Annotated in this window: 1 pseudogene; it reads right to left on the bottom strand. The window is 73.6% G+C overall.

Going from position 1 to position 12,137, the window contains the following annotated elements:
* Positions 1 to 50: 50 nt before the first annotated feature.
* A pseudogene (locus tag STRNI_RS37950) lies at positions 51 to 11,924 on the bottom strand (SDR family NAD(P)-dependent oxidoreductase); the annotation flags it as partial.
* Between the last annotated feature and the right edge of the window lie 213 nt (positions 11,925 to 12,137).

The raw sequence follows: 12,137 nt of genomic DNA, 5'->3' as shown, positions 1-12,137 counted from the left end.
TCTCCATCATTCCGGCTTCGTCAGGTGGGGGTGCGTCGTGGCGGCGGTGCTCAGCCGTCCGCTGCGCCGAACGCGAGGCGCACGAGGTCGTCGACTTCCATGCTCTCGATGGCGTCCGGTGCGGGGGCGGAGTCGACGCCGCCCTCGCGGACGGTGCCGGTCGTCGTCGGCTGTGCCAGCGCCAGCAGGTCGTCGAGCAGTCCGGCCGCCCGCAGGCGTTCGAGGGGGATGGCGGCCAGGGCCTCACGTACCGCTGCGTCGTCCTCCGGTGCGGCGGCTTGCCCCGCGGGAGGACCGGGGGCGAGCTCCGCGCACAGGTGGTCGGCGAGGGCCAGCGGTGTGGGGTGGTCGAAGACGAGCGTGGCGGGCAGCAGGGCTCCGGTCGCGGTACCGAGCCGGTTGCGCAGCTCCACCGCGGTCAGCGAGTCGAAGCCGAGGTCCTTGAACGACTGCTGGTCACCGACCTCGGCCGCGGAGGCATGACCGAGTACGGCAGCGACCTGGGTGCACACCACGTCGAGCACGGCATGGTGCGCCTCGTCGCGGTTCAGGGTGGCGAGCGTGCGGGTCAGTGTCCCGGCGGAGCCCGTTCCGGCCGGTGCCGTCGGATCCGCGGCCGCCGTCCGGCGAGGTGCGGTCGGCAGGAGGCCGCTCAGCAGCGATGGTACGGGTCCGCCCGAGCCCAGGGCGCGGCGGTCGACCAGCATCGGCAGCAGGGCCGCCTCGGGCCGGCCGAGCGCCGCGTCGTGGAGGGCGAGCCCGCGGTCGGGGGGCAGTGCGGGCAGGCCCGCGCGTGCCATGCGGTGCAGATCGGCTTCGGTGAGTCCGCTGGTCATGCCCGTCGTCCGGGACCACGGCCCCCAGGCGAGCGAGGTGGCGGGCAGCCCGGCGGCCCGGCGCCCGGCGACGAAGGTGTCACAGAAGGCGTTGGCGGCGGCGTAGTTGGCCTGGCCGGGAGCGCCGAACACACCGGCGGTCGAGGAGAAGACGAGGAACGCCGCCAGGTCCTCGTCACGGGTGAGCTCATGCAGATGGACCGTCGCATCGGCCTTGGGGCGCAGGACCGCGGACAGCCGCTGCGGGGTGAGCGAGGTGACGACGGTGTCGTCGAGTACGCCTGCGGTGTGCACGACGGCGGTGAGGGGGTGCTGCTTCGGTATCGCATCCAGCAGACCGCTCAGCGCCTCGCGGTCGGACACATCGCACGCCACGACCTCGACCTCGGCGCCCAGACCCGTCAGCTCCTCCACCAGGGCGTCCACGCCGGGAGCCTGCGGTCCCCGACGACTGGCCAACAGGAGATGGCGTATGCCGTGCTCGGCGACCAGATGCCGGGCCACCAGCGCACCCAGACCACCCGTCCCGCCAGTGATCAGTACCGTTCCGGCCGGATCGAGCGCAACCGGCATCGTCAGTACGACCTTGCCGATGTGCTTGGCCTGGCTGAGGTGGCGGAAGGCCTCAGGAGCCCGCCGCACGTCCCACGCGGTCACCGGCAACGGCTTCAGCACACCTTGGTCGAACAGCTCACGGACCTGCGCGAACATCTCCCGGATCCGGTCCGGACCGGCCTCGATCAGATCGAAGGCCTGGTAGCGGACGCCCTCGTGCTCGGCGGCCACCTGCTCCGGCTCACGGATGTCGGTCTTGCCCATCTCCAGGAAACGGCCGCCCCGGGGCAGCAGTCGCAGCGAGGCGTCGACGAACTCCTTTGCCAGGGAGTCCAGCACCAGATCCACACCACGGCCACCGGTCGCCTCGAGGAACGACCGCTCGAAGTCCAGATCACGCGAGGAAGCGATACGCGCCTCGCCCAGACCCAGTTCCCGCAAGGTGTCCCACTTCCCCGGGCTCGCGGTGCCGAAGACCTCTGCACCCAAGTGGCGCGCCACCTGCACGGCGGCCATGCCCACACCACCCGCGGCGGCATGCACGAGGACCGACTCGCCGGCCTGGAGGTCACCGAGCTCGGCCAGTGCGTAGTACGCCGTCAGGAAGACCACCGGAGCGGACGCCGCCTGCGCGAAGGACCAGCCCTCCGGAACCCGTACCAGCATCCGCTCATCAGCCACCGCCACCGGACCGAACGCGGACGGGAACAACCCCATCACCCGGTCCCCCGGGGCGAACCCGAGGACATCGGGGCCGGTCTCGGTGACCACCCCCGCACCCTCCAGACCGAAGGCCCCCGCATCTCCCGGGTACATGCCGAGAACGTTCAGCACATCGCGGAAGTTCACCCCGGCCGCCCGCACCGCGATGCGCACTTCGCCCCGTCCCAGCGGTCGTGCGGCGTCGTCGTGGGGCATGAGCGTGAGGTGATCGAGAGTGCCCTTGCCGGTCATGCCGAGGCGCCAGCAGGTGCCCTCGGCGGGCTCGCGCAACGCGGTGCCGGCGTGGATCGGGGCGACCTTCGGCAGATGCACGGTGCCGCCGCGGACGGCGAATTGGGGCTCGTGGGTGGCCAGCGCGGCGGGCAGCGCGGCGTACGAGGTGTCCTGGCCGTCGAGGTCGGCGAGGACGAACCGGCCGGGGTGCTCGGACTGCGCCGAGCGCACCAGCCCCCAGATGGGGGCGGCGGCAGGATCGTGGTGGGTGGTGCCGGGGGCGTCGACGGCTGCCCGGGTGACGAAGACGAGGCGGGCGGTGGCGGGCGGGTCCGTCAGCCACCGCTGGACCAGTGCGAGTGCGCCGGTCGCCGCCTCGTGCGGGTCGGCGGCGGGGAGTTCCACGAGGACGGTGCCGGCGGTCTCGTGGAGATCGGCCGGACCGGTCAGCCGGGTCACGGTGTGGCCCGCGCCCTCCAGGCCGGCGGCGAGGGCCTCGCTGTCCAGGACGAGGAGGCGGGCCGGCTCCTCGGGCGGCGTCGTGGGCAGAGGGGCCACGGGCCAGTCAAGGTGGTAGAGGGGATCGGAGGGCCGGGCGGAGAGCGCGATCCGGTCGGTGGACATCTCGCGCAGCGTCAGTGCCTCGATGTCGGCGACGGGCCGGCCTTCCGCGTCGGCGAGGGTGAGGGCCACGGTGCCGGGTGCGGACAGGTCGCAGCGGACCCGCAGCTGCTTCGCCCCGGTGGCGTGGAGCCGCACTCCGCGCCAGGAAAAGGGCAGTCGTCCGCTCTCGGTGTCCTCCGTCGGCAGGAATGCGGACGCGTGCAGAGCGGCGTCGAGCAGCGCCGGGTGGAGCGCGAAACGGTCCGCGTCCTGGTGTGCGGGCTGGGGCAGGGTCACCTCGGCGAGTACCTGGTCGCCGTGGCGCCAGGCGGCACGCAGTCCTTGGAAGAGCGGTCCGTAGTCGAACCCGCCCGCGCTCAGTCGCTCATAGAGGTCCTCGACCGGGAGTGGCTCGGAGCCGGCGGGCGGCCATGCCGACGGGGCCGGTGCCGTGGGCTCCGGGTGGGCTGCGGAGAGGGTACCGGTGGCGTGCAGCGTCCAGGGCTCTCCGGGGGCCGGGTCGACGTGGCGGGCATGGACGGTGAACGGCCGGCGGCCCTGGCCGTCGTCGGCGCCGAGGACCGCCTGCAGGTCCATCGTGTCCCGCTCGGGGAGGATGAGGGGGCTGACCAGGGTGAGGTCCTCGACGTGGGGGCAGTCGGCCCGGTCGCCCGCCAGGAGCGCGAGTTCGAGGAAGGCCGTGCCGGGGACGACAGCGGTGCCCGCGAGGGCGTGGTCGGCGAGCCACGGCTGGTCGCGTACCGAGAGCCGGCTGGTGAACAGGCGGCTGCCGTCGGCGAGTTCGACGGCCGCGCTCAGCAGCGGGTGGCCGGCCGGGCTGATTCCCGCGGTGGCGAGGGCGCGCGGGGTCGGCCAGTAGCGCTGCCGCTGGAAGGGGTAGGTGGGCAGGTCGGTGACGGCCGGGCGTCCGGGGCGGGCGTTGGCGACGGCGGACCAGTCGAGGTCCGCGCCGTGGACATGGGCGCGGGCGAGGCCGTCCAGCAGCGAGCGGGACTCGGAGGTCCGGTCGCGGAGCAGCGGGATGACGGCCGTGCCGGTGGAGTCGGGGGGCAGGCAGCCGGCTGCCATGGCGGAGAGGGTGCCGTCGGGGCCGAGTTCGACATAGCGCTGTACGCCCTGCTCGGCGAGTCCGCGGATGCCGTCGTGGAAACGGACGGCGCCCCGCACCTGGCGCACCCAGTAGTCGGGGAGGTCCAGTTCGGTGGCGACCTCGCCGGTCAGGTTGGACACCACGGGGATGCGCGGCTCGTGGTAGGTGAGCGCCTCGGCGACCGTGCGGAACGCGGCGAGCATCGGGTCCATGTGCGGTGAGTGGAAGGCATGGCTGACCCGGAGCTGTTTGGTCCGGCGGCCGTCGGCGGCCAGCCGTTCGGCGATCCGGGTCACCGCGGGACGGTCGCCGGAGATCACCACGGAGTCGGGGCCGTTGACGGCGGCGATGCACACCTGCTGACCGAGTCCGTCGAGCAGCGGCAGCACCTCGGCCTCCGTCGCCTGGAGCGCGACCATGGCGCCGGTCTCCGGGAGCTCCTGCATGAGCCGGCCGCGGGCGGCGACCAGGGCACAGGCGTCGGGCAGGGAGAACACCCCGGCGATCTGCGCGGCGGTCACCTCGCCGATGGAATGGCCCAGCAGGTAGTCGGCGCGCAGGCCGGTGCTTTCCACGAGGCGGTGGAGGGCGGTCTCCATGGCGAAGAGCGCGGGCTGGGTGTACTCCGTGCGGTGGAGCAGACCGTCGGGGTCGTGGAACATGACGTCGCGCAGCGGACGGTCGAGAGGGTCGGCGAAGTGCTCGCAGACCTCGTCGAGGGCCTGGGCAAACACCGGGAAGCCCTCGTACAACTCCCTTCCCATTCCGGCCCGTTGTGCGCCCTGCCCGGTGAACAGGAAGGCGGTGGATGCGCCGGGACGGACCACGCCGTGGGCGGCTCCGGTGGCCGGCTCCTCGCCGGAGGCCAGTCCGTCCAGGGCGGACAGCAGGGTGGCACGGTCGGTGCCGTGGGCGACCGCGCGGTGCTCGAAGGAGGCGCGGGTGGTGGCCAGGGCGTGGCCGACGGCTGCGACGGGCAGGTCCTCGTGGCGTTCGGCGTGTGCGTGCAGGGCCGTGGCCAGGGCGCGGAGGGCCTCGGGGCTGCGGGCGGACAGCGGCCATACGACCGGCAGCCGGGTGGCGTCGGCGGCGTCCTGTGCGTCCGGCTTCGCGCCGTCCGCCGGTTCGGCGGGCTCGGCCGGTTCCGGGGCGGCCGGTTCGAGTTCCGGGGTGGCCTGTTCGAGGATGAGGTGCGCGTTGGTGCCGCTGAAGCCGAAGGAGGAGACCCCGGCTCTGCGGGGGCGCCCGTGATCGGGCCACGGGAGGGGGGCGGCCAGCAGTTCCACGGCGCCTTCGGCCCAGTCCACGTGGGACGAGGGCGCATCGATGTGCAGCGTCCGCGGCAGCAGGCCGTGGCGCATGGCCTGCACCATTTTGATCACTCCGGCCACGCCGGACGCGGCCTGGGTGTGCCCGATGTTGGACTTCACCGACCCGAGCCGGAGCGGCCGATCCGCGGGGCGCTCCTGGCCGTAGGTGGCGAGGAGCGCCTGTGCCTCGATCGGATCGCCGAGGGTGGTGCCGGTGCCATGTGCTTCGACGGCGTCGACCTCACCGGCCGTGAGCCGGGCGTCGGCGAGCGCCGCCCTGATCACCCGTTGCTGGGAGGGGCCGTTGGGCGCCGTGAGGCCGTTGCTCGCGCCGTCAGAGTTGATGGCGCTGCCGCGGATGACGGCCAGTACCGGGTGTCCGTTGCGCCGGGCGTCGGACAGCCGCTCGACCAGCAGCATCCCGGCACCCTCGCCCCAGCCGGTGCCGTCGGCACCGTCGGCGAACGCCTTGCAGCGGCCGTCGGCGGACAGCCCGCGCTGGCGGCTGAACTCCAGGAACGCGGCAGGGGTCGACATCACCGTGACACCGCCCGCCAGGGCGAGCGAGCACTCCCCCGACTGGAGCGCGCGTACGGCCCAGTGCAGGGCGACGAGGGAGGAGGAGCATGCCGTGTCGACGGTGACGGCCGGGCCTTCGAGGCCGAACGAGTAGGCGATCCGGCCGGAGACCACGCTCGCCGCGTTGCCCGTTCCCAGGTATCCGCCCACAGCCTCGGCGGCGTTGCCCAGGACGGTGGTGTAGTCCTGCCCGTTGGTGCCGGCGTAGACGCCCGTACGGCTGCCGCGCAGGGACAGCGGGTCGATCCCGGCCCGCTCGAACGCCTCCCAGCAGACCTCCAGCAGGATCCGCTGCTGCGGGTCCATGGCGAGGGCCTCGCGGGGCGAGACGCCGAAGAATCCGGCGTCGAAGCGGTCGACTTCGGTGAGGAAGCCGCCCCGGCGGGTGTAGGTCGTTCCCTCGTGCTCCGGGTCGGGGTCGTACAGCGCCGCGGTGTCCCAGCCACGGTCTTCGGGGAACTCCCCGATGGCGTCGCCGCCGGCGGCCAGGAACTCCCAGAACGCGTCCGGTGTCCGGATGCCGCCCGGGAAGCGGCAGCTCATCGCCACGATGGCGACGGGCTCACCGGCTGTCGTGGCGTCGGCCCCGGCTGCGGTCAACTCCCGGTTATTGCCGAGCAGTTCGGCTATCAGGTAGGTGGCGACGGCCGAGGGCGTGGGGTGGTCGAAGACCAGGGTGGCCGACAACCGGAGTCCGGTCCGGCGGCCGAGCGCATTGCGCAGTTCGAGGGCGGTCAGGGAGTCCAGGCCGAGGTCCTCGAAGGCCCGGTCCGCGTCGACCCGGCCCGCCGCCCTGTGGCCGAGGACGGCGGCGATCTCGGTGCGTACGAGGTCGAGGACCTGGGCGTGGCGCTCTTCCGGTGCCAGGGCGGCCAGCGCCTGGGCCGCCGAGGCCCCGGCGCCCGTGCCCGGTCCGCGCGCCGGGGCCGCGGTCCGCTTGGCGGGACGGCCGGCGAGTTCCCGGAGCAGGGGGGCAACCACAGTGCCGCTCCTGCGGATCGCGGCGACATCGAGCGGCACCGGGACCGGTACCGCCCGGTCCTGGGACAGACAGCGGTCGAACAAGTCGAGTGCCGCCTCGGTGGACAGCGCACCGACGCCGCCCCGGTCCATCCGCCGCCGGTCCGTCTCGTCCAGGCGGGCGCTCATCTCGCTGCGCTCCGCCCACATTCCCCAGCCGACGGCGAGGGCCGGGCGGCCCTCGGCGCGGCGGCGGTGGGCGAGCGCTTCCAGGAAGGCATTGCCGGCGGCGTAGTTGCCCTGGCCGGGACCGCCGAAGGTGGCGGCCGCCGAGGAGAACAGGACGAAGGCCGAGAGATCGAGGTCCCGGGTGAGCCGGTCGAGGTTGACCGCGGCATCGGCCTTGGGGCGCAGGACGGTGGCCATCCGCTCGGGGGTGAGGGAGGAGACCACCCCGTCGTCGAGCACACCTGCGGCGTGCACGACCGCCCCCAAGGGGTGTGCTTCGGGGAGGGCGGCCAGCAGGTCGGCCAGGGCCGCGCGATCGGCGACGTCGCAGGCGGCGAGAGTCACCCGGGCGCCCAACTCACGCAATTCTGCTGCCAGTTGGACGGCGCCGGGCGCGGCGGTCCCGCGCCGTCCGACGAGCAGCAGATGCCGTACGCCGTGTCCGGTCACCAGGTGTCGGGTCACGGCGGCGCCCACGGTCCCGGTGGCCCCGGTCACCAGAACGGTGCGGAACGCGTCGAAACGGGCTGCGGCTGTGGGGTGCTCGGTGGTCCGGGAGGGCTGGGGAAGCCGAGTCAGACGAGGGGCCAGGATGCGCGCGGCGCGGACGGCGAGCTGGGTCTCCCCCGACTCCACGGCCGCGCTGACCACTGCGGTGGGCAGGGCATCGCCGTCGGCGTCGGTGTCGGCGTCGCCCTCGGTGTCGGCGTCCACGTCCACGTCCACGAGCAGGAAGCGGTCGGGGTTCTCCGACTGCGCCGAGCGCACCAGGCCCCACACCGCGGCGGCGGGCAGGTCCTTGACGGTCTCGTCCGGGGAGGTGGCGACGGCGCCCCGGGTGAGGAAGACCAGACGTGCGCCGGCGAGGCCTGGCAGGCGGAGCCAGGCCTGGAGCAGTGTCAGGGCGTGCACGACCGAGGTGTGGACGGCGTCAGCCGGTTCACCGGACTCGGCGGCCGGGGCCACGTCGGCGGTCCGCCAGGGGACGACGACGAGGTCGGGGGCTTCGGCGCCCTGTTCCACGGCCGTGGCGAGCGCGTCCAGTTCACCGTGGAAAGTGGGTTCGTCCGCGTCGGCCCCGGCCCCTTCCGCTTCGGCCCCGGCCCCTTCCACACCGAGGACGGCGACCCGGCAGGGCCGCTGCTGCGGGGTGGGCGGCCGTAGCCCGGTCCACTCGACGGTGAAGAGATCGTCGCGGCCGTCGGTGTCCTGCGGCGGCCCGAACTCGGTGGCGGGTACGGGCGTGACGGAGCCGAACGAGGCGACCGGTTCGCCGAGTTCGTCGGTGAGGTGGATGTCCAGACCGCCGTCGTCAGCGGGCGCGAGGCGGGCGCGCACCGATTCCGCGGCCACCGCGTGCAGCACGCAGTCGCGCCAGGACACGGCGACGGCGCCGGGGTGTCCCGCCGCCGGGAGCGCCTGGAGCACGGCGTCGAGCAGCGCCGGGTGGAGGGCGAACCGGGCCGCGTCGCCGCGGTACTCCTCGGGCAGTGCGGCCTCGGTGAACACCGTGTCGCCCTGCCGCCAGACGCTTCCCGGCCCGCCGGACGGGAGGCCGTGCGGCGCCGCGTCGTCCGCCCGCGCCGCGCGGAGGGGGTCCGTGTCGACGGGCCGGGCGTCGGCGGGCGGCCAGGTCCGCAGGTCGTGGCCGGGAAGTGGGGGCGGCTGCGCGGTGAGCACACCGTGGGCGTGCCGGGTCCACGGAGTCTCGTCGTCCGGCCGGTCGGCGGGACGGGCGTGCACGGTGAGGGTGCGCTGCCCATCCGGTTCCCCGGCGGCGTCGAGCACCACCTGGATCTCGACGGCGGACCGCTCGGGCAGGACGAGGGGGGCGTCCACCCTGAGTTCGGCGAGGTGCTCGCAGCCGGCGACCGCGCCGAGGTGCAGGGCGAGGTCGAGGTAGGCGCTCGTGGGGAGCTGGACAGGGCCGTCGGCCGCCCGGTCGGCGAGCCAGGGGTGTGCGGAGGGTGTGAGACGTCCGGTGGAGACGACGGCGCCGCGGTCCGCCAGCGTGATGGCCGTCGGAAGCAGGGGGTGTTCGCCCTTGCGGTGCGCGGTGGCCGCCTCAGGAGCCAGCCAGTAGCGCTCGCGTTGAAAGGCGTAGGTGGGCAGGTCGACACGGTCGGCGGCGGGGAAGAGCCGGTCCCAGTCGGGGCTCGCGCCGCGGGTGTGCAGCGCGCTCAGGGCAGTGAGGACGCTGTGGGTTTCGGCCCGCTCCTTGCGCAGGGCGGGTACGAGAAGGTGGCCGGTGTCCGCGTCGAGGCAGCCCTGGGCCAGGGCGGTGAGGGTGGCGTCGGGGCCGATTTCGAGGAAGCGGGTGACGCCGCGCCGCTCCAGTGCCCGGACGCCGTCCGCGAACCGTACGGCCTCTCGTACGTGCCGCACCCAGTAGTCGGCGGTCCCCAGGTCGGTGGCCGGCTCCCCGGTCACATTGGAGATGACCGGGAGGCTCGGCTGATGCAACGTCACATCCTCTGCCACCGCGCGGAATTCGGCGAGCATGGGGTCCATCAGCGGAGAGTGGAAGGCATGGCTGACCCGGAGTCGTTTCGCCTTGCCGCCCTGCTGCTCGAAGTGCCGGACGAGCCGGGCGAGTGTGTCCTCGTCGCCTGCCACGACGGTCATCCGGGGCCCGTTGACGGCGGCGATGCTAAGCCGTTCGCCGGCGTCGGCCAGCAGCGGCAGTACCTCGTCCTCGGCGGCCCGGAGGGAGAACATCGCGCCCCCGGGCGGCAGTTCCTGCATCAGGCGGCCGCGGGCGGCCACGAGCCGGCAGGCGTCCGGGAGCGAGAGGACACCGGCGGCGTGCGCGGCGGCCAGCTCCCCGATGGAGTGGCCGAGCAGGAAATCGGGCACGAGGCCCCAGGATTCGACGAGCCGGAAGAGTGCCACCTCGAAGGCGAACAGGGCGGGCTGGGTGAAGCCGGTCCGGTCCAGCGCGGCCGCGTCCCGCCCGAAGACGACGTCAGCGAGCGGCTGGGGCAGCTCCGGGTCGAGATGGGCGCAGATCTCGTCGAAGGCCTCCGCGAAGACGGGGAACGCCGTGTGGAGGTCACGGCCCATTCCGAGGCGCTGGGCTCCCTGGCCCGCGAAGAGGAAAGCCGTCTTGCCGCGGCCGGCCGTTCCCCGGACGGCTGCGGTGTCGTCGCCCTGCGCGAACCGGGCGAGTCGCTGCAGCAGTTCCTCGCGGTTCTCGCCCAGCACCACCGCGCGTTCCTCGAAGGCGGTACGGGTGGTGGCCAGCGAAGCGCCGATCTGCACGACGCCGACGGCCTCGGTCAACTCGCCTGCGTGGACGAGCAGTTGATCCGCCTGCGCCCTGAGGGCCGGTTCGCTGCGGGCGGAGAGCACCCAGGGCACCACCGGGAGCGGCGCGGCGGGCCGCGGCGCCTGGCCGGGGTGTTCCACGGGCCGTTCGGGCTCCGCCGCGTCGGTGCCGGGGGCCTGCGGCTCCGTTCCGGCGGGCGGGGCCTGTTCGAGCACGGCGTGGGCGTTGGTCCCGCTGACCCCGAAGGCCGAGACCCCGGCGCGCCGTGGCCGGTCGGTGTCGGGCCAGTCGACGGCGTCGCTGAGCAGCCGGACATCGCCCTCGCTCCAGTCGACGTGGGTGGAGGGCCGCTCGGCGTGCAGGGTGCGGGGCAGCACACCGTGCCGCATCGCCTGCACCATTTTGATGACTCCGGCGACACCGGCCGCGGCCTGGGTGTGGCCGATGTTGGATTTGACCGTGCCGAGCCACAGCGGGTGGCCGGCTTCCCGTTCCTGGCCGTAGGTGGCCAGCAGCGCCTGCGCCTCGATGGGGTCGCCGAGGGTGGTGCCGGTGCCGTGCGCCTCCACGGCGTCCACGTCGGACGCGGTCAGTCCCGCGGCGGTGAGCGCCGCGCGGATGACCCGCTGCTGGGACGGTCCGTTGGGGGCGGTCAGTCCGCTGCTCGCCCCGTCCTGGTTGACGGCGGTGCCCCGTACGAGCCCGAGGATGCGACGGCCGTTGCGGCGGGCGTCGGAGAGCCGTTCGAGCAGGAGCAGGCCGGCGCCCTCGCCCCAGCCCGTGCCGTCGGAGTCGTCGGAGAAGGCCTTGCAGCGGCCGTCGGCGGACAGCCCGCGCTGGCGGCTGAACTCCAGGAAGGTGACGGGGGTGGACATCACCGTCACGCCGCCGGCGAGGGCGAGGGAGCACTCCCCCTGGCGCAGCGCGTTGCAGGCCAGATGCAGGGAGACCAGTGAGGAGGAGCAGGCGGTGTCGACGGTCACCGCCGGGCCTTCGAGGCCGAAGGTGTAGGCGATCCGGCCGGAGGCGATGCTGGCGGCGCTGCCGTTGCCCAGGTGTCCTTCGAGGCCGGCGGGCGGCTCGGTGAACCGCGAGCCGTAGTCGTTGTACATGACGCCGACGAAGACCCCGGTGGAGCTGCCCTTGAGCGTCTGCCGCCGCAGTCCTGCCCGTTCGAAGGCCTCCCAGGACGTTTCGAGGAGCAGGCGCTGCTGTGGGTCGGTCGCCAGCGCCTCGCGGGGCGACATGGCGAAGAAGTCCGGGTCGAAGTCGGCGGCGTCGTGGAGGAAGCCGCCTTCCCGGGTGTAGCAGGTGCCGGGGTGGGCGGGGTCCGGGTGGTAGAGGGAGTCCACGTGCCAGCCGCGGTCCTCCGGGAACGGCGTGATGCCGTCAGTGCCGTTGGTGACCAGCTGCCAGAGGTCCTCCGGCGAGCGCACTCCGCCGGGGTAGCGGCAGCTCATGGCCACGATCGCGATGGGCTCGCGTTCGCGGGTCTCCATCTCCCGCAGACGCTTGCCCGTGCGGTGGAGATCCGCTGTCACCCGCTTCAGATAGTCGCGGAGCTTTCCCTCGCTCACAGTTCAGCTCCCTTCCCCGGACCGCTCGGCGGACCGGCGGCCTGCCGCACACCGGCGGCCGCCACGCTGGAATCCTCTATTCGCTGATCACATTCTGTGGGCGTGGATCGGCCGATCAGCGCCGTCGGCCGGTGACTCTAAGAGAACCCCTAGGACGTGCTGCGGCGGCCTCGA

The organism is Streptomyces nigrescens (genome assembly GCF_027626975.1).
Lineage (GTDB): Bacteria > Actinomycetota > Actinomycetes > Streptomycetales > Streptomycetaceae > Streptomyces > Streptomyces nigrescens.
The sequence above is the reverse complement of the archived record's forward strand: the minus strand, read 5'-3'. Positions and strand labels throughout refer to the sequence as shown.